We start from the raw sequence: 19,624 nt of genomic DNA on the forward strand, positions 1-19,624 counted from the left end.
GAACTTGGCCGCGTCGAAGAAGTCACCGCTCTTGAGGTGTTCGTCGAACTTGGCGGTGAAGCTGTTCAAGCCGGACAGCGGCAGGGTGACCTGCACGGTGGACTTGGTCACGTCGGCCGCGTCGTACACCAGGGTGCCGTCGACATTGCCGAAATGCGCGGTCGGGTTGGAGAAGCCGAAGTGGCTCCACTGCGCCAGCACGTCGGTGTGGCTCGGGTCCAGGGTGTAGGTGCCCGAGGCCACTGTCACGGCCGGCGCGGTCGAAGCGGTCGACTCGGCGGCAGCAGGGGCCGGGGCAGCAGCGGCATCGGCCGGTGCGGTGGCAGCCGGGGTTTCGGCGGCCGGTGCGGCGGCGTTGTCGGTCGGCTTGGAGCAGGCGGCGATAGCCAGGGTCAGGGCGAGCGGCAGCAGCAGTTTGTGGGTGGTCTTCATTGAAACTCCTTGAGATGAGAGACGCGTTGGATCAACGCGGATGGGACAGAACGCAGACGGACGAGGACTGCAGGAAAGGGGGGACGCACGCTTATTCGATGCGTGCGGCTTCGTCAAAACTCAGGCGCGGCAGCCGCGGGAACAGCGCGGCCGGGTCACCGTAGCCGAGATTGACCAGAAAGTTGGATTTGATCGGGGTGCCGGCAAAGAACGCCGCATCCACCTTGGCATTGTCGAAACCGGACATCGGGCCGGCATCCAGGCCCAGCGCACGTGCGGCCAGGATCAGATAAGCGCCCTGCAGCGAGCTGTTACGGAACGCACCGGACACGCGCATGTCGCGCGAACCTTCGAACCAGCTCTTGGCATCGGCATGCGGGAACAGGTAGGGCAGCTTTTCGTGGAATTGCTCGTCATAACCGACGATCACCGTGACCGGCGCGCCCAGCGTCTTGGCGGCATTGGCGTCGGACAGCGCTGGCTTGAGCTTCTGCTTGCCTTCCGGGCTGGTCACGAACACGAAACGTGCCGGCGAACCGTTGGCGGCAGTCGGCCCCCACTTCACCAACTCGTAAAGCTGGCGCAGCTGGTCTTCGCTGACAGGCGTGTCGAGAAAGGCGTTTTGCGTGCGGGCTGTGCGGAACAGCTGATCCAGCACGGCAGCGTCGAGCAGGTCGGACATGGAGACTCCGGAAGGCAAAGGAATGGGCGACAGTAGAGTGCGGCACCGGCCCAGGTGTGAAGACCCGCAGTGTAGAGTGACGCGATTGCTGCAACACACGCTCAATCTGAAACAAATCTATGTCGGATTCGAAACGATGGCGCTGACCTGGGCGGTCAGCGATGGCCGCGCCGGCAACGCACGCCAGGCCGAGGCGCTGGCGCGTGCGCTGCAGCCGGAGCTGGTCACCGCGCTGCATCTGCAGGCCCGCGCGCCCTGGCGCTGGGTTGCGCCGCGCCTGCTGCCGGGCGCCCAGGCCGCATTCGGACCCGGATTCGCCCGGCAATTGCAACAGCCACCGGCGCTGGCAATCGGCTGCGGACGCCAGGCCGCGCTGGCCACCCGGCTGTTGCGCGCGCGCGGTAGCCGGGTGGTACAAGTCCTGGACCCGCGCCTGGACCGGCGCCATTGGGATCTGCTGATCGTGCCCGAGCACGATGCGCTGCGTGGCGCGAACGTGATCACCTTGCTCGGCAGCCTGCACCCGGTGGACGATGCCTGGCTGGCCGCCGGCCGCGCCGTGTTCCCCACGCTCGGCACCCTGCCCGGCCCGCGCGTGGCGCTGCTGATCGGCGGCCCCACCGCACACGTGCCGTGGACGACTGCGGCCTTGGCGGCACTGTGTGCGCAGTTACGCGAGCAGCTGCACGCGGTCGGTGGCAGCCTGCTGGTGACCACGTCGCGACGCACTCCGCCGGAGGCAATGGCGACGCTGCGCAAGCTGTGCGCAGATCTGCCAGGCCTGCTGTGGTGCGACACGCGCGATGGGCCAAATCCATACGCCGGCCTGCTGGGCTGGGCCGATGCGATCGTGGCCAGCGCCGACTCGGTCAACCTGCTCTCCGAAGCCTGCGCCACGCGCGTACCGGTGGCCGCAGCATTTGCCGATCAGGCACAAGGGCGGGTTGAGACATATGTTCGGGCACTGCAAGCGCACGGCCGTCTATGCGAGGCAAGCGCTGTGTTCGCAGCGCAGCCGCACCTTGAACCATTGCGCGAAACCCAACGCATTGCCACCCTGGTACGTGAGCGCCTGCACGTATGATGGCGCGGCCGTGAGTGACACGGGGCAGACACAAGGACGATGCACCCGCATGCAGATGGAAGACAAACAACGCACCTGGCCTGCAACAACACTGTTGCTCCTGTGCCTGAGTGCCGCACTGCCCGCCGTTGCCGCGCCGGTGTGCACACCGCATTACCCGACACCGGCCACGCTGGCGGCAATGTTCGACATGGCCAAATCCACCCAACAGGCGCTGGATGCAGTGGATGGTGCGCAGGTGGTGCTGCTGGCACGCGGCGGCCAGGATCTCAGCCGCTACGGCTTGAAACACAGCCACCTGGCCTTCGCGCTGCGCGAGGACGACGGCACCTGGCGGGTGAAGCACCTGCTCAATCACTGCAAGTCGGACAGCTCCGAGCTGTATCGCGAAGGCCTGAGCAACTTCATCGGCGAAAGCGCACTCAATGCGGATCTGCGCGTCGGCGTGCTGGCGCCTGCATTGCAGCAGCAGCTACACACGCTGTTGCAGGATCCGGCCCCGCTGGCACACACGCTGCACGAAGCGCGCTACAGCATGATTGCCTATCCGTTTTCCACCGAGTATCAGAACTCCAATCAATGGGTGCTCGAAGTGCTGGCAGCAGCGCTGGCGGCGACCGATGCACCTTCTGCGACACCGGCGCCGGTGCAGGATCGGCGCAGCGCGCAAGCCTGGCTCAAACGTAACGGCTACCAGCCCACGCGCCTGCATCTCGATCTGAGCAAGCGCATCGGCGCACGCTTCTTCGTCGCCAATGCCGCCGTCACCGACCATCCTGCCAGTGAGCGTATCTCCGGCAATTATTCGGTGATCACGGTCGAGTCGGTGTTCGATTTCCTGCAGCAACACCAGGTGCTGCAGCAGGATCATTCCATTCCACACAGCATCACCACGCACGGAGCGTCTCCATGAACATCTCTCTTCGATCTGCCGGCCTTGGCCTATTGCTGGCCATCGCGTTTGGTCAACCGATGCGGGCCCACGCAGGCTTGACCACGATCACGCGCGGCGATGCCTCGATGATGTCGGCGATTCTGGTGGTGTCTGCACCTGTGTTCGTGTCGATCGCTGTCGGCCACAGTGTGGGCAGGGGCTCGGAAGCGCTCGGCGATGCATCGAACAAAGCCTCCGCCGGGCCGTTGCCGCCGATGCGAGTGAAGTCGGTGGAGAAAACCACCGATGGCGGCTGCGAAGTGCACTTGCAGGATCCAGCGCAAGCCGACAACACCGCCCTGCTGCGCTGGCCGGCGCGCCAGGACGACCCGACTGCCGGCTTCCACGTTGGCGAGACGGTGACCTTTCAACCGAGCCCGGCCGGCACAGGCTGGACCGTGCAGTCGCCACAAGGCCAGGCGTTGGCATTCGTGCCGACCGCAGAAGCCGCTGCACAGAACAGCAGCAAGATCTGGTGATGCTGGAACGCTGCGTACAAAAGCTTTCGGCCGCGATGGGGCGTCGCTGACGCCTCACGTCTCCGGACACAGTGTTAAGCGCGGTGCGCGCGCGCGTGTCGGCCACTGTCTGCCGAACAGCCACGCCGTGGTACCGGTGCAGACACTGGCGGCCCGCGCGCGCACTGGCCCGCATGCGCCAACGCGCGGATAATTCGCGCTGATCGCTCACTGCCGCCCGCCATGTCCACCACATCCCCCACGCTGTTCGCTCCGCTCACCGCACGTGCCTTGACGTGGGCGGTGCTGGCCATGGGCGCGGTGGTGCTGTTGTCCAATATTCTGGTGCAGTACCCGATCAACGATTGGCTGACCTTGGGCGCGTTTTCGTATCCGCTGGCGTTTCTGGTGAGCAACCTGATCAATCGCCGCTTCGGCCCCCGCGCAGCGCGCAAGGTGGCCTGGTGCGGCTTTGCGCTCGCGGTAGTGTTGTCGATCTGGCTGGCAACGCCACGGATCGCGGTCGCGTCATGCACCGCGTTTATCGCCGCGCAGTTGCTGGATATCAGCGTGTTCGATCGTCTGCGCAATGGCAACTGGTGGCGGGCGCCGATCGTGGCGACCACCTGCAGCGCCACGCTGGATACGGCGATCTTCTGGAGCATCGCCTTTGCTGGCGTCGGCCTGCCGTGGATCAGCTGGGCGGCCGGCGATCTGGCGGTGAAGCTGGGCATGGGCGTGTTTCTGCTCGGACCGTTCCGCGCACTGCTGTGGCGGAGTGCGCCGCGCGCGAAGGTCTGACGCGCTCGCGGGATCCTTGCCCGTGGACGTGCAGCCAGCCATCCGTCGTTGCGACTCATGAGTTGCATGCATGGCGCCATGCCGTTGGCAGCAATACTGCGGCGGCAGATTGCGATTAGAGTTTGCACCTCGGCACTGCAACGGTCTTTATCGGCCGCGTGATGCCTGGTTTTTTCTGATCGTTCACCCCTTCGCTGTACCTGATACGCATCGACTGGCTTGCGTCACTGCGCTATCAGTGGACGGCATGGATGCCGCTGAAATGATGGCTGGCGCACGCGGACGTTGCCAATCACCGCACTACCGAGGCGTGCAGCTTTCTCAACGCGTAACGATGCACGCTGCCCGCGCGCAAGACCATGCGGTGGGCCACGTTCAAACATGGACACGTTGATTGAACAGCACTGCGATCGAGCCGCGCTGCACTTCACGTGCAGGCGCAGATCCATTGGCTGCGCCCCTCCTGAACATCACACCACAACGGATCGTCCAATGAAAAAGCTCATCGTGCTTTTGGGGCTATTGATTTCTTTCACTGCAATCGGAGCAGACATGTCCAACGGCGCCAATAATTTTTATACCAGCCCGCGCGTCACCGTGCAGAAGGTCACCTTCAAGAATCAGTACCAGATGACGGTGGCCGGCAATCTGTTCGTGCCCAACGGCCTGGACCCGGCCATCAAGCACCCGGCCATCGTGGTGGGGCACCCGATGGGCGCGGTGAAGGAGCAAAGCGCCAATCTGTATGCGACCAAGATGGCCGAGCAGGGCTTCGTTACGCTATCGCTGGATCTTTCGTTCTGGGGCGCCAGCGAAGGCCAACCACGCAATGCGGTGTCGCCCGATCTCTATGCCGAAGACTTCAGCGCAGCAGTGGATTTTCTCAGTGCCCAGCCCCTGGTCGATCGCGACAGGATCGGGGCGATCGGCATCTGCGGCAGCGGCAGCTTCGTCATCAGCGCGGCCAAGATCGATCCGCGCATGAAGGCGATCGCCACGGTCAGCATGTACGACATGGGCGCAGCAAATCGCAATGGGCTGCGTCACGGGCAGTCGCTTGAGCAACGCAAGCAGGTCGTTGCTCAGGCAGCCAGGCAGCGCGATGTGGAATTCGCCGGCGGCGAGACCGCCTATACCGGTGGCACCGTGCTGGAACTGACCCCGCACTCGAACGCCATCGAGCGCGAGTTCTACGATTTCTATCGCACCCCGCGCGGCGAGTACACACCCAAAGGCCAATCGCCACTGCGCACCACGCGCCCGACCTTGACCAGCAACGTCAAGTTCATGAACTTCTACCCGTTCAACGATATCGAAACGATTTCTCCGCGCCCCATGCTGTTCATCACCGGCGACCAGGCGCACTCCAAAGAGTTCAGCGAAGAAGCCTACCGCCTTGCCGGGCAGCCCAAGCAACTGGTGATCGTGCCGGGCACAGGGCATGTGGATCTGTACGATCGCGTCGATCTGATCCCGTTCGATACGCTGACGGCGTTCTTCCGCAAGCACTTGCATTGAGTCAACGAGGCGGAACAGATGCAGAGCCCACCAACCTTCCGCTGCCTCCGCGGTCTGTCGCTAGCAGGCGCACTGCTGGCCACTGCCTGCTCCGCTGCCACCGCGCCAGTGCAGGCCGCACCCACTTCCCCACCAACAAAACCTTCCTCCATGCATATCACGATCCGGATTGGTGCTGACACTGTCGAGGCGGAGCTGGTGAACAATTCGGCCACGCGCGACTTGCTGTCGCGCTTGCCGATGACGGTCAAGTTCGAGGATTTCCACGCCACCGAAAAGATCGGTTACCTGCCCGGCAAGCTGGATTTGAGCGGCGCCGGCACAGCGGGAAACGCGCAGATCTGGGATCTGATGTATTACGTGCCCTGGGGCAATCTTGCGGTGTTTTACCGCCCATACTCGCCGTCGCGCGATCTGGTGCGGCTGGGGCGCATCGTGTCGAATCAGCCGGCCCTGACGCGGGCTTCCAGCTTCACCGCCACCATCGAACGCGCGATCGCGCCCCAATCACCGATGCCACAGCCGTAACGCCACCGCTGCATCCGCAAACTGCAGCATCACCGTCGCGCGGGAACGCTCCGCCGGCATCTGCTGCGCATGCGCGTGCAGACGACCAACGGTTCAAGCGCCGCCCATCTCATTCCGGAAAGCCAGCCTTGCCGAGCGGAAACTCCAGACCCTGCGTCCGCGCCCGTCCAAAGATCTCGCGCGTGGCTTGCGCGATGGCAGGCGTCGGCGCGATCAAACGTGGCCGACGGTCCAACGTGCAACTCAGGCCCGCCTCCACCAACGTGGCGTGGGCGTGATGCAGCGGCGCTGCACTCTCGGCCGGTAGCCACTGCACGTGCACCAGCGCGTCGATCAATGCGGGCGTGGCGCAGGCCAACAGCAACGCCGGATGCTGGGCGGCCTGGCCGAGCACGCCGGCCTGCAACAGGAATTCCAGATCGACCAACCCGCCTGCGCCTTGCTTGAGATCCAGTCGCCCGGCATCGCTGCGATCCAGTTCGCTGCGCATGCGCGCACGCATCTTGCGCACGTCCTCGTGCAGCAGAGCGGGGTCGCGCACGCGTGTCAGCGTCTCGCGACGCACCTGCACGAACGCTTCGCAAAGCGCGGCATCGCCAGCCACCGCACGTGCGCGCACCAGCGCCTGATGCTCCCAGGTCCAGGCACGATCGCGCTGGTACTCGCGATAGCTGGCGAGCGAGGACACCAACGCGCCCTTGCCGCCGTCCGGGCGCAGCCGCACATCGATGTCGTAGAGACGGCCGGCGCCGGTTTCGGCGCCCAGCAATGTCATCACCTTCTGCGCAAGCCGCGCAAACCAGCGCCCGGCTTCCAGCGGTCGCTTGCCATCGGAGGCTTCCACCTCGCGTGGGTGATCGTAGAGAAACACCAGATCCAGATCCGAGCCGAAGCCCAGCTCCAGGCCGCCCAGACTGCCATAGCCGATGATGGCGAACGCGCCACCGGGCACCTGCCCATGCGCGGCGACCAATTCGCGGCGTGCCAGCTGCAACACCGTCTGCACCACCGCCTCGGCAAGCCAGGCCAGTTGCTGGGTACTGTCCACGGGTTGCTGGCGACCATCGAGCGTGGCCAGTGCGATACGAAAACTCAACGCGAGCCGGCGCTCGTTGAGTTCGCGCAAGGCCGCTTCGGTATCGTCGATCTGCAAGGTATCGGCGCATGCGGTATGCAATGCGGCGCGGTCGGGCAACGGACCGCTGATGCGGGTGTCGAGCAATTCGTCCAGCAACAACGGATGCGCCGCCAGGCGCTCGGCCAGCAAGGCGCTGCGCGAGAGCACATCGACCAGGCGTGCGAGCGCGCTGGGTTGTTCGTCCAGCAGCGCCAGATAGCTGGTGCGGCGCAAGGTGGCCTGCAACAGTCCGAGCATGCGGCGCACGGCGGCATCGGGCTGGCTGGCGCGGGTGGCCGCATGCAGCAGCGCCGGCATCACGCGGTCGAGTCGCGCGCCTGCAGTATCGGAGAGCGCACGCACGCCGGAGGACTGCGCAAAATCGGCCAGCACCTGATGCGCGCCGGCTGGATCGTGCAAGCCGATGCCTGCCAACGGCGCGGCATCGCCTTCCGGTAACGCGCGCCAATAATCGGCAAGCGCGTCGGGCGCGGTGGCATGGACGCGCGGTGCCAGTAGCTCGGCAAATTCGGCGGCCACGCGCGCACGTTGCGGGGCCAGTGCCTGCAGCAATGCCGACCAATCCGCATAGCCCAGGCCCAACGCAATGCGTTCGCGATCCAGCGCTGCCTGCGGCAAAGCGTGAGTCTGTGCATCGCGCAACATCTGCAGACGATTTTCGAGCCGGCGTAGAAAGCGATACGCCTCGATCAAGGCATCGCCATTGTCGGCATCCATCTGACCTGCGGCGACCAGCGCCCGCAATGCAGGCAACAGGCGGCGCTCGCGCAGGGTCGGCTCGCGCCCGCCGCGAATCAGCTGCAGCGATTGCGCCAGGAACTCGATCTCGCGGATGCCGCCCGGCCCGCGCTTGATGTCGTCCAGCCGATCGTGCCGCGCCACTTCGGCGGTGATCGCCGCCTTCATGTCACGCAAGCCATCCAGTGCAGTGAAGTCCAGATAGCGCCGGTAGACGAACGGGCGCAGGGTTTCCAGCCAGGCTTCGCCGGCGGCGATATCGCCGGCCACCGCACGCGCCTTGAGCCAGGCATAACGCTCCCAATCGCGGCCTTCGCGCTGAAAGTAGTGGTCCATGCCGGTGAAAGACAAGGCCACCCGCCCGGCTGTGCCGAACGGGCGCAGACGCAGATCCACGCGATGGCTGAAACCATCGGCAGTGGTTTCGTCGAGCAGCTTGGCCAGCTGCTGGCCCAGACGTGCAAAATATTCCTCGGCGGCCAGCGGGCGGGCGCCATCGGATTGGCCGCTCTGCGGATATGCGTAGACCAGGTCCACATCCGAGGAAAAATTCAGCTCGCCACCACCGAGCTTGCCGAGCCCGAACACCACCAGCCGCTGCACGCTGCCGTCTTCGGCAAGCACCTGGCCGTGGCGGTCACGGAATTGCTGCTCCAGTGCCTGCAGCCCGCATTGCAGGCAGGTTTCGGCCAGCCGGGTTGCGCCGGCCAGGGTGTCGTCCACGCGGTCCAGATCGAGCACATCGCGCCACACCAGCCGTGTGGATTCCGCGCTGCGGTAGCGCCGCAACTGCGCCGGCCAGGCCTGGGGCTGTGCGGGATCGAGCAACGGCAGTGGCAACGGCGGCGGATCGGGCTGCGCCAGGTGCTGCAGCAACGCCGGCTGGCGCGCCAGGGTATCGAGTGCAAACTCGCTGGCGAGCGCGACTCTTGCGAGCCGCTGGTCGACGTCATCGCCCGGCCAGGACTGGTCGGCAGGCAGCGCATGACGGACGCGCGCTACGGCCCGCTCGATCAGAGCGGTGAGCGCAGGAGACACGGAGACGATGGGCGGCGACATGCATGGATTCTGGCATCCCTGCGCGATGGCGGCACGTGTCTGCGATTGATCCGGCTGTGTTTAGAGCAGCCAACACAACTGCAACACATGTGCTCTGTGGCTTCCGTGCAGGGCCCTTGCCCGCCCACCATCGCGGGACACGCCGCAAGTACGTCCATGTAGGCTCTTACGCGGCATCCATGCCGCGTAAGGTCCCGCGACGGTGGGCGGACAAGGACCAGTCGAGTTGGTCGGAGTGCATGGTTGCAAGCAGTGCATGACGTGCGTTGTTTGGATAAGGGCGCGTTCGGTCAGCATCTCAATGCAGGCAGAGCAATGGGCAGGCTTTCAACAAAGCAACCGACTCACTCTCTGGTGCGGTGTCCTCGCCGATTGCGGGACCATGTGGCGGCATGGATGCCGCCACTGAGCCTCCACGGACGGATTCACGGCGTGTCCCGCGAGCGGTGAGGGCACCGCGCCATCGACCAACGCGGCTTTGAAACATCCAGACGACACTGAAGCTCAAGCTCTCGGTCGTCTTGAGAGGCGTTTGAACGATGTGGATGCGTCAAGTGCAGAGCGGTTGATCTGCGGCTTTGCTGCAGGGCCCTTGCCCGCTCACCATCGCGGGACACGCCGCAAGTACGTCCGTGTAGGCTCTTACGCGGCATCCATGCCGCGTAAGGTCCCGCGACGGTGAGCGGGCAAGGACCAGTGGAGAGTGTCGGCGCGTTTCGATCCAAGCAACGTCACTGCCATTGCCGACCTCACTTCACTGGTCAGCGAACGCCGCACCACCTACTGCGCGCGCCAGCCAATCACTACACACGCCACGCAGCCCAGCAGCAACGCCAGCCATGCGCTCCAGCGCGGCGCGTACGCCAGGCCCAGCGCCACCAACAGCGCGCCCACGCTGAGAAACCCCAACCACAACATCGTTCCCACCGTGCCGCCCCAACCGAGTACGCACAGCACAAGCGCAGCAAACAACAGGCAGGTACCGATCGAGCGCAGCAGCCATCGCTGTGTGACTGGTGCAGTGCGGCAACCGGTCAGCTGCTCGTAATGGCGATGCATCGCCACGGCCAACGCCAGCATCCCGGCATGGCACAGCGTCGTGCCCAGCAGCGCAGTGATCAGCCCACCCATGGCGTGCTCCGCAGTAGCCAGTTAGCGCCAGCCAGCACTCCCAGGCACATGCCCAGCCACAACCACATGCGCGACGCATTGCGCGCGCGGAACATCCATAACACCACGACGGTGTAGATGACGAAGCTGAGTAACGTTGTGCTCAGTACCGCCACCGCAGGCAAGACGCCGGCAAACCGGGTCAGCAGCTGCGCCAGCACGCTGCAGCCGGTGGAGGTCAGTGCATAGCCACCGACACTGGCGGCCAGCACGCGACCGGCGACCGACCAGCGATCACGCGTTACCGATGCAGTGCTGGAGGCACGATTCACAACGCATCCCTCGCGGCAGTGGCGCCCCGTTTGGCACGCACCGGTGCAGGCCGCATGGCACTGCGATGCGCACGATACGAGCCGTACGCAAACGCCACACCAAACGCGAGCGAGACCAGCTCGACCCCGGCGCGCTGCAGATCGCCGGCAGCCAGATACACGCCAACGTGTTGCCTGGTCGTCAGCGCATTGAGCAGCGGCAAACCAAGGCACAGCAGCGCGGTCATTGCCAATTGCTCCACCCATGCACGTGCAGGCGGGCGCAGCAGCGCATGCAGCAGCGTGGCCATCCACACCCACAGGAATGCATGGATTTCGATCTGCACGCGCTCGGCCTGCGCAGCCGGCACCAAGCGGTTTGCATAGAAATACGCAACGCTCGCCAATGCGGTTCCCGCAAGCGCGGCGACATTGAGCGCTTCCACCACACGATAGATGCCGCCGGTGGCCGCACCGAACTCCTGCTCGCTGCGCCGACGCCGCTTGATCGAAAACAGCAGCGTGCCGGTCGCCATCATCAAGGTGCCGGCCAGGCCGCAGATGAAATACAGCCACTTGCTGGTCCAGCCGCCAAAACCGGCCACGTGCAAGGTCTTGATGACCTCTTCCACATCCTGCGCGCGCACGTCGGTACGTGAGGCATCTGCATGCCGCTCCAGCACCGCGCCGCTATTCGCATCGAACACCACGCTGCCGGGTGGATTGAGCAGACGCCGCGAGCTGCCGGTGTCGGCCACAGGCGCAATCACGCGCAGCTTGCTGCCGGGTTGATCGGGGCGCTCGATCACCAGCGTTAGCGCAGGCGCGCCGTTGAGTACCGCAGCGCGCTGCACCAACTCCGGCAGATAGGCAGGCACGCTGTTCAGCGCAGTGTCGTCTGCACCTGCAACAGGCGACGCCGGCAACAGATCATCGGCATACCGCTTGTACGCGTCCTCATCGCTGCCATATACCGCCTGCAACGGCGCGGGCATGTAGCTGGTGTAGAAATATGCCAGCCCGGTGTAGACGATCATCAGCAGAAACGGCAGCGTCAGCACCGCGGTGGCGTTGTGCGCGTCCAGCCACGAGCGCTGGCCCTTGCCCGGGCGGAAGGTGAAAAAATCCAGGAAGATTCGCTTGTGCACGATCACCCCGGACACCAAAGCGATCAGCCCGCACATCGACACCCAGCCCACCAGCCAATAGCCGGGGATGCCGCCGTGCAAGGTGTAGTGGAAGCTCATGAAATGCCGGCCGCCTTCGGTCTGCCGCCCCCACGGCGACGGCAAGACTTCGCCGCTACCGGGATCCAGTGAAGCCTGGCCCTGGCCATCCGGCGTACGCCAGAACAGCGTCAGCGCCTCACCTGGATACGCAGGCAAGGTGATCCGCCACAGGCGTGCCTGCGGCGCTAGCTGACGCAGCTGTGCCAATGCACGCGGTACCAGCGCTTGTTCCGGCAACGCCGCGTGCGTGCTCGCACTCGGCAAGGCAGGCGTGGCCTGCATCCAGCGGGTGATCGGGTCGCGAAACACGCTGAGCGTGCCGGTCAAGAAAATCGCGCACAGCAACCAGCCGCAGGTGAGGCCGCACCAGGTATGCAGCCACGCCATGCTTTGGCGAAACCCCTCCTTCATGCGGCCATCGCCAAGCACCATCTCATTGCCGATGCATGCATTACAGTGCGCCGCGCAGGGTCACCATCACATTGCGTGGTTCGCCGTAATAGCGGCCGTTAACGAAGCTGGACAGCGTGTTGTAGTACTGCTTGTCGAACACGTTGTTGAGGTTGACCGCCAGCGACCACTGCCGGTTGACCTGATAGCGCGCCAATGCATTCCACACCGCACGTCCTTCGATCGGCGCGATTGCGGTGCCGATCTGCCGATACGCCGCACTTTGCGCACTGACACCGCCCCCAACGGTCACATCCTGCAACACGCCCGGCAACCGATACGTCGTCCACACACGCAGCAAATGCTTGGGCGTATAGCTGTTGAAGGCCTGTCCCTGGCTGGTGACATCCTGCAGATACGTCGTACGGTTGAAGGTGTAACCGGCAAACACGTTCCAGTCGCGCAGCACTTCACCGCTCACTTCGGCATCGAAGCCGCGGCTGCGCACCTTGCCGCTGTCGATGTAGCAGAAGTCGTTGTTGCGGCAGGTGGGGCTGGTGGTCAGGTCGGCCTGCGCGCGGTTCTTCTGCTCGATCTGAAACAACGCAAAGGCGGTGTTGATGCGGCCATCCAGCCACTCGCCCTTGATGCCCAGCTCGTAGTTGGCCCCGGTCATCGGCTTGAGCATGTCGCCGGCTTCGGTCTGCGCGTTCTGTGGCTGAAAGATGTCCGCATAGCTGGCATAGGCCGACCAGGTCGGGCTAAGCGCGTACAACAGACCGGCATACGGCGTGACCTGCCCGGTCTCGCGGGTGTGCTCGATCGATTGCGACGGCGACAGCCCGGTGGTAGTGGTGTTCCACTGGGTGTCGTGCCAACTCACACGGGTGCCGACGATGGCTTTGAGCGGGTCGCTCAACTGCCAGCGCAACGCGCCGTACAGGCCGAACTCGCGCGAGGTGCCATGCCGTGCCTCGCGCGCATTGGCAAAAATTTCGTCATCGCTGATCGCCCGCACATTGCGTTGCAGATCGAACACGTTGAAGGTCTGGAAGTTGTTCTTGGTGCCGTAGACGGTGTCGACCGTGTTCTCGGCGAAGTTACTGCCCAGTACCAGCTCATGCCGGCGGCCCAGTGCGTTGAAATGCCCGATCACATTGGCATCGAAGCCGAACGCATCCGTATCGGAGATGGTGCGTGCCGCCAACAAGGCGCCGGTGCCGTTGGCCGGATTGATCGCACGGCTGGAGCTGGCGTATTTCAGATCGTGCAGCTCGCGCACCTGCACCGCACTGAGCTTGAACACCCAATCGTCATTGAAGCGATGGTCGAGGTCCAGATACAGCCCGCGATTGGACGAGGACTGCCGGTTCCACTGCGCGCCCAGATTGGTCTCGCGTGGCAGGCCGATATCGCGGCCATCGGTGAAGCTAGGCAAGCCGCCGAAGAACGGCCGGCCTTCGACCTGTTCGTAGCTCACGCCCAGGCTGAGCTGGGTCTGCGGCGAGAACGCGTAATCGAGCGTGCCGTAGTAGGTAGGCGTGCGGCGCTTGACGCCATCCACAAACGAGCCCTGGTCCTGATAGTCGATCACCCCGCGCGCGCGCAACGCGCCATCGGCAGTGAGGTTGGCGCTGCCATCGATCAGCGCGCCGTAGCGATCCCACGTGCCGCCCTGCACCATCACGCTCACGCCTGGCACGTCCAGCGGGCGCTTGCGCACCAGATTCACCGCGCCACCGGGATTGCCCGCGCCCTGCAGCAGGCCAGCCGCACCGCGCAACACCTCGGCGCGATCGTAGATGCCCATGTTGGCGCTGTAATTGCTGGCCCGGCCGTACATGCCGCGATTGAGCGGCACGCCGTCGTACTGCACCGTGGTGATGTCGAACCCGCGCGAATAGATGTACTTGCCGCCCTGTGGGCTCTGCACGATGGTGATGCCGGTGGTGCTGGCCAGCGCGTCGTAGACCGAGGTGATGTTCTGCTCGTCCATCAACTGGCGGGTGACCACGCTGATCGACTGCGGGATGTCCTTGAGCGATTGCTCGCCGCGGCCGATGCTCACCGCACGCGCGGTATAGCTGCCGGTGCCGCTGGTGGCCGCACTGCGGTTGGCCTGCGCGGTTACCTTGACGGTCGGCAGCAGCCACGCATCCACCTCGCTCCTGGTCGCACTCACCCGCGGCGCGGCGCGCAATACATAGCCGCCGGTCTCCAACGGCACCGCCTGCAAGCCGCTACCGGCCAACAACGCCGCCAACGCAGCCGGTGCGGTGTAGCGGCCATCCAGCCCGGCGGTGGTCTTGCCGTCGGTCTGCGCGGCGGTGAAGCTCAGCAACAGGTTGGCCGAACCGGCCAGGTTGCGCAGCGCCGGTGCCAGCGGGCCGGCGGGAATGCGATAACTCTGCCGCACATCCTGCGTGGCGGCTGCGTTTTGCGCCATTGCATCGGGCATGCCTGCACACAGCGCCAGACTGCACAGCGCAATCGCAACTGCCGTGCTGATGGGCCGCTGTGCTGCCCGTACAGAAGCGATACGCTGAAACGAAGAAGAAAAACGTTGGCCGCGGCGGGCAGTGATCGACATGCTGTTTCCACAAGATGTTGGTGTCGCACTGACACCGTCATTGTGGAGGTGCCGCAACTGCGGCGATCGGGCAGCCCGGGTGCAAACTTTTTTTGGCAACGTGCCGGCTGGCAGCGCCTCAGCCCTGCCCGGCCGCTTGCACCGTCACCCAATACCGGCTGCGCCGGCTCACCCGCACAGGCAGCACGCTGGGCAGCATCGCCAGGATGCGTTCGGTGTCGTCCAGCGGAAAGACGCCGGAGACGCGCAGCGCGCCCACCTGCGGGTCGCAGCGCAGGAGGCCGGGGCGATACCGCCCCAGTTCGGCGATGAAGGCATCCAGCCGCAATTCGTCGGCGATCAACTGGCCGTGTACCCAGGCCGCCACCTGCGCATCGACTGGGGCGATGGCGCCGAGCGCCTCGGCGGTAAAACGACACTGCTCTCCCGCATGCACGCGCCCGCCGGCCTGCGCGACCGCAAGCGGGCGCACCTCCACCGCGCTTTCCAGCACGCTCACCTGCGTGTCGCCCTCGTCCTGGCGCACGCAAAAGCGCGTGCCCAGCGCACGGATATCGCCTTGGGCGGTGCGCACCACGAACGGCCGCGCATCGTGGCCGGCGCCCAATGCGTGCGCGGTGGTCACCAGGATTTCGCCGGCCAGCAACTGCAGCAGCCGTTGTTGCGCATCGAAACGCACATCGATGGCGCTGCGCGTATTGAGCGTGATGCGGCTGCCGTCCTGCAGCTGCAGGTCGCGGCGCTGCCCCGTTGCGGTGGCGTAGTCGGCGGTAGCGCGCTGCCAGGGTTCGGTGCGCGAGACCAGCACGCCGGTGGCCCCGGCCACCCCGCCCCACAGCAGCAGATTCAGCGCCTTGCGCCGCCCCGGCGATGCCTGGCCGTTGTTGCCGGCATACGGCGACAGACTGCGATACGCCGCCTGCGGCGTCAGCGTCTTCAACCGCCCGGTCACCGATTCGATATGCGCCCACGCCCGCGCATGATCCGGATGCGCATCGCGCCACTGCTGCCATTGCTGCAGCTGCGCGTGGCTGGCGCTGCCGGACATCAGCAGCGTCAGCCACTCGGCTGCCGCATCGGCGACCTGCGCACTGATCGGTTGTCCGCCGGCCAGCAGTGGCCGCTGGGCGCCAAGGGACTGCGCGCTGCGGGACGCGGCATCACCCATCTGCGCGACTCATGCCGAGAGTGCGAACAGGCAATGCCGGTTGGCACGCGTGAGGTATTGCTTCACCGAGCTGCTGGACACCCCCAGCCGCTGCGCGATCTGCGCGTAGCTCAGCTCCTGCAGATGGGCCAGCAAAAAGGCCTCTTTCACCTTGGGCGGCAGGCCGTCCAGCGCCTGGTCCAGCTGCTGCACCGCTTCCAGCGCCAGCAGTTGCAGCTCCGGCGACGGCGCCACTTCTTCCGGCAGCGCCGTCAGCATTTCCAGGTAACTGGTTTCCAGCAGCTTGCGGCGCTGCCGGTGCGCCATCAGCCGGCGCGCGATGGTGGCCAGGAACGGCCGTGGCTCGCGGATCTCGGCGGCCGCACCGGCATTGATCACGCTGATGAAGGTGTCCTGCGCCAGATCGGCGGCTACGAACGCATCGCCCAGCTTGCGCCGCAGCCAGCCCTGCAGCCAGCCATGGTGGTCGGTGTACAGGCGCTCCACCTGTTGATGAAGCGCGCCTTGCGTGACCGACACGATGACCTCCTGAACGGCTGAGCCCGGACCGCGAGGCGTCCGGCGATAAATGAGAATTGATCTCATTCTATCGGATGCCGGCGGCGCGTGCAGGCGCGCTCTCCGGGCCGCCCTATCTCACTGGCTTCCGGTTGCGGGTCGATGCTGCCCCGTTACGAGGCACGGCTGACCTGGGCCAGCTGGCTGACTTAAGGCGTTTCTCCGCCGAGCGGAGGTGACGATGACTTGACTCGCCAAACCTCAGGCAATAAAAAAGCCCGCTTGCAGCGAACTGCCAGCGGGCTTTGCTCCCTCCCCCACGTCGGGATGCAGGATCATAGTGCGCGCCCCGAACGCCACTTGCACGCTGCACTGCAAAACAATACTTGGCAGTACAGAACTGGCGCTTTTCCTTCACATCACCTTGCCGCGCAGCGCCCTCAGCGCAGCAGATCGGGCTGGGCCTGATACCACTCAGGTGCGCGCAGCAGATGCCATTCCGGCGTGTTGCCGCGCAGGCCAACCGCCGCGCTCAGCATCCCCCAGCGGGCAAGCAGGCTGCCGCTGCGTTGGGTGCCCTGCAAACGCAATCGTGCATCCACCTGAAAGCGTTCGTTGCGTGCCTGCAGCCGATCGACGATGACGGTCTCGTCCTGCCAATGCACGCGACCGGTCACTTGCGCCTGCCCCGCATCCACCAGCCGCAGCATCCAGTTCGGAATCGAGCGATCGCGCGCGTACAGCGACATCAGGAATGCCAGATCGCGCACCTGGATGCGCACGCGCCCATCCACACCGATCGGCTTGCGCCATTGCATGCGCGTGTCTTCCAGCGCGATGCGCGCCCACCAGCCATCGCGCCGCTGTCCATCCGGGCCGGTGAATCCGATATTGCGCAACTGGATGGAGCTGGCATCGAGGCGGAAATTCTCTGCACGCAGATCGCCGCGCTGCAGACGCAGATCCACGTCCACATCGCCACGCAGTGCGAGGCCGGCGAACTGCAGCCGCGCCGCACGCGCACCGATGCGCAGCCCGCCCTTGCCGATACGCCCACCGGGTTCGATCTGCAGATCGCCACTGAGCACACCGTTGCCGCCATCGAAACGCAGTTGTTGCTGCGGCAAATAACGGTTGTAAGCGCGCAGATCCGGTACGCGCGCGTTGGCGAACACCAGATGCGCGCGCGTGGCATCGCGCAACGTCGCCAGATTGCGTGCGTCGGCGCGGGTCTGCAGATCCAGACGCAGATTGCGGCCCTGTACGAACGGGCGCCCAGGCGCATCGCTGTGCGCAATCGAAAACTGCTGCATCTGCAATACAAGGGCAGGCAGCAACTGCCCGTTTGCATCGGCGTCCACACGCAGATCGGCACTGGCCTGCCCATCGATCGCATGCCCCATCACGCCGACATGCGCACGCACGTGCGGTACCTGCAGACGGCTGCCGGCACCAAGCTGGCCGCGATCGATCCGCAGATCGGCATCCACCAGGCCGTCGCCTTCCAGCGTCAACCAATCCACATCCGGAAACAGCGCCGGAATCCAGCTCAGCGATGCCAGTTGCCAATGCAACCGCGCATGCCCGGAGGTGCGCGGCAACAGGCTGCGCATGGATTGCAGCGGCAGCTGCCGGCCTTGCACGCGCAGATCCGCATCCAGTGTCAGCCCGGCATCGGCCGGCTCGGGCATGCGCACTTGCAAGCGCATGTCCTGATCGACTTGCAGTTGCGCTGTCAGTTCGCCAAGCAAGGCAGCCGGCGTGCGCGTGCTGTCGTGCAACGGCGCGCGCCATTGCAGTTGGCTGCCGGGTTGCAAGGCGCCCCGCCTCCAGCGCAACTCGCCATCTGCGCGACCTTTGCCGGCGCGCGTGGCGACCGTGTGGCGGCCCTGCGCATTGCGTGTGACATCCAGTGCGGCAGTGTCGCCATGTACCGCTACCAGCGCGTCGGTGAGTTGCAGCAGCGCAAGCCCACGCGCTTGCTCGGGCGCATGCCGCGCGATGCTGGCTTCGATGCGCAGCTGGCCGTTGCGCAGCACTTCGCTGTTATCCCAGCGCATCCGCGCATTGTCGAAGGTCGCGCGCGAGGGAAACAGTTCCATCGGACCGCCGCGCAATTGCTTGAACACGCCCAGCTGCAGTTGGCCATCGCCTTCGATGTGCAGCTGGCGCAGCGTCAAGGCCTGCACTTGATCGGCGACGATGCGGTCGAATTGCAGGGTCCAGGCCGGAGCGGTCGGCAGGGTGCTGGCGGGGGGTTCAGAGACCTGGGCGACCTGGGCGACCTGGGCGAATTGCGGCGTGCTGGTGCGCGCGCCAGTCATCTGCGTGGGCGGCTGCGTGCCGGCTGAGACCTTTGCGTTGCTCGTTGATGTAGATGTCTTGTCTTGCGTTGGCGTTGGCGTGCCGACTGCGCCAGTCACCGGGGCAGCGGCAACCTGCGTGCTCGGCGTTGTAGCCGGCGCTTGCGTCGCGGCAGCACCGGGTGTCGGCGCAGCCGCCTGCATCCCACCGCGCACGCCGGATGCATGCAACTCCGGCACCAGCAACTGCCGATGCAATAACGGCAACAGCCGCACCTGCCCGCTCATGCGCTGCGCGCTGACGTTCCAGCTATTACGTGTCGAGTGGCCTTGCAGGTCCACATTCCACAGCACCAGACGCCCCGGCCACCAGGTCACTGCAGGGCCCCAGTGCATGCTGAATTTGTCCGGCTTGCGGTTGAGCGCTGCCGGCCCAAGCGGTGTGTTGAGCAACAGATTGCCTAACAGCAAATAGCTTGCATACAGCGCAACCAGCGCCAGCACAGGCCAACGCACCACACGGGGCAAACCACGCCAGCGGGCGCGAACAGGCATCGTCATGACGGCAGGCTCCTGAAGACCGCGCACGCGGCGTGGCGCAGTGTGCCAAGCAGGCCGTGAGTGCGGCGCGCAGCGGCGATTACGGCTGGGCA

The 19,624-nt window shown here is 65.3% G+C and carries 15 protein-coding genes and 2 pseudogenes; 6 read left to right on the forward strand and 11 right to left on the reverse strand.

Features of this window, described 5'->3' with window-relative positions; translation table 11 throughout:
* A partial coding sequence (locus AC1KVG_RS07400; protein WP_481093978.1) for a YceI family protein occupies positions 1-432 on the reverse strand: 432 nt, incomplete at its 3' end.
* Positions 433-523: 91 nt separating this feature from the next.
* Positions 524-1,114 (reverse strand): malonic semialdehyde reductase, encoded by a 591-nt coding sequence (locus AC1KVG_RS07405; protein WP_481093979.1) that lies wholly within the window; start codon positions 1,112-1,114, stop codon positions 524-526.
* A 136-nt stretch (positions 1,115-1,250) separates the two neighbouring features.
* Here AC1KVG_RS07405 and AC1KVG_RS07410 point away from each other — a divergent pair, with 136 nt between their 5' ends.
* From AC1KVG_RS07410 to AC1KVG_RS07435, 6 genes are all read left to right on the forward strand, one after another.
* Positions 1,251-2,198 carry a mitochondrial fission ELM1 family protein gene (locus AC1KVG_RS07410; RefSeq protein ID WP_481094107.1) on the forward strand — a complete coding sequence of 316 codons (948 nt, stop codon included), beginning with the start codon at positions 1,251-1,253 and terminating at the stop codon, positions 2,196-2,198.
* A 55-nt stretch (positions 2,199-2,253) separates the two neighbouring features.
* Positions 2,254-3,111 (forward strand): DUF2145 domain-containing protein, encoded by an 858-nt coding sequence (locus AC1KVG_RS07415; RefSeq protein ID WP_481094108.1) that lies wholly within the window; start codon positions 2,254-2,256, stop codon positions 3,109-3,111.
* On the forward strand, positions 3,108-3,611 hold the full coding sequence (locus tag AC1KVG_RS07420; RefSeq protein WP_481093980.1) for a hypothetical protein: 504 nt from the start codon (positions 3,108-3,110) through the stop codon (positions 3,609-3,611). Before AC1KVG_RS07415 ends, AC1KVG_RS07420 begins: the two co-directional genes overlap by 4 nt.
* Positions 3,612-3,833: 222 nt before the next feature.
* Complete coding sequence (locus tag AC1KVG_RS07425) at positions 3,834-4,391, forward strand: VUT family protein (protein ID WP_481093981.1); 558 nt, start codon at positions 3,834-3,836, stop codon at positions 4,389-4,391.
* A 492-nt stretch (positions 4,392-4,883) separates the two neighbouring features.
* The gene (locus tag AC1KVG_RS07430; RefSeq protein ID WP_481093982.1) at positions 4,884-5,909 is read left to right on the forward strand and encodes an alpha/beta hydrolase; all 1,026 of its coding nucleotides are present in this window, start codon (positions 4,884-4,886) and stop codon (positions 5,907-5,909) included.
* A 150-nt stretch (positions 5,910-6,059) separates the two neighbouring features.
* The gene (locus AC1KVG_RS07435; protein ID WP_481093983.1) at positions 6,060-6,437 is read left to right on the forward strand and encodes a cyclophilin-like fold protein; all 378 of its coding nucleotides are present in this window, start codon (positions 6,060-6,062) and stop codon (positions 6,435-6,437) included.
* A 109-nt stretch (positions 6,438-6,546) separates the two neighbouring features.
* Here the strand turns inward: AC1KVG_RS07435 and glnE are convergent, their stop codons facing one another.
* The 9 genes and pseudogenes from glnE to AC1KVG_RS07480 all read right to left on the reverse strand — a co-directional run.
* A complete protein-coding gene (gene glnE / locus AC1KVG_RS07440; protein WP_481093984.1) occupies positions 6,547-9,372 on the reverse strand; it encodes a bifunctional [glutamate--ammonia ligase]-adenylyl-L-tyrosine phosphorylase/[glutamate--ammonia-ligase] adenylyltransferase in 2,826 nt (941 codons plus the stop codon).
* 780 nt (positions 9,373-10,152) lie between these two features.
* Positions 10,153-10,503: a DUF3325 domain-containing protein gene (locus tag AC1KVG_RS07445; protein ID WP_481093985.1), complete on the reverse strand. Its 351-nt coding sequence runs from the start codon at positions 10,501-10,503 to the stop codon at positions 10,153-10,155.
* Positions 10,491-10,814 (reverse strand): hypothetical protein, encoded by a 324-nt coding sequence (locus AC1KVG_RS07450; protein WP_193726330.1) that lies wholly within the window; start codon positions 10,812-10,814, stop codon positions 10,491-10,493. Before AC1KVG_RS07450 ends, AC1KVG_RS07445 begins: the two co-directional genes overlap by 13 nt.
* Positions 10,811-12,433: a PepSY-associated TM helix domain-containing protein gene (locus AC1KVG_RS07455; RefSeq protein ID WP_481093986.1), complete on the reverse strand. Its 1,623-nt coding sequence runs from the start codon at positions 12,431-12,433 to the stop codon at positions 10,811-10,813. Before AC1KVG_RS07455 ends, AC1KVG_RS07450 begins: the two co-directional genes overlap by 4 nt.
* Positions 12,434-12,473: 40 nt before the next feature.
* Positions 12,474-15,002, reverse strand: coding sequence for a TonB-dependent siderophore receptor (locus AC1KVG_RS07460; protein WP_481093987.1), 2,529 nt, complete (start codon positions 15,000-15,002; stop codon positions 12,474-12,476).
* 118 nt (positions 15,003-15,120) lie between these two features.
* Positions 15,121-16,170, reverse strand: coding sequence for a FecR domain-containing protein (locus tag AC1KVG_RS07465; RefSeq protein ID WP_481093988.1), 1,050 nt, complete (start codon positions 16,168-16,170; stop codon positions 15,121-15,123).
* Positions 16,171-16,179: 9 nt separating this feature from the next.
* Positions 16,180-16,689 carry a sigma-70 family RNA polymerase sigma factor gene (locus tag AC1KVG_RS07470; protein ID WP_481093989.1) on the reverse strand — a complete coding sequence of 170 codons (510 nt, stop codon included), beginning with the start codon at positions 16,687-16,689 and terminating at the stop codon, positions 16,180-16,182.
* A gap of 419 nt (positions 16,690-17,108) precedes the next feature.
* A pseudogene (locus AC1KVG_RS07475) lies at positions 17,109-18,899 on the reverse strand (hypothetical protein); the annotation flags it as partial.
* Positions 18,900-19,117: 218 nt separating this feature from the next.
* Positions 19,118-19,532: pseudogene (locus AC1KVG_RS07480) on the reverse strand (hypothetical protein); the annotation flags it as partial.
* Between the last annotated feature and the right edge of the window lie 92 nt (positions 19,533-19,624).

The sequence above is a fragment of the Xanthomonas sp. NCPPB 3959 genome (assembly GCF_056675575.1).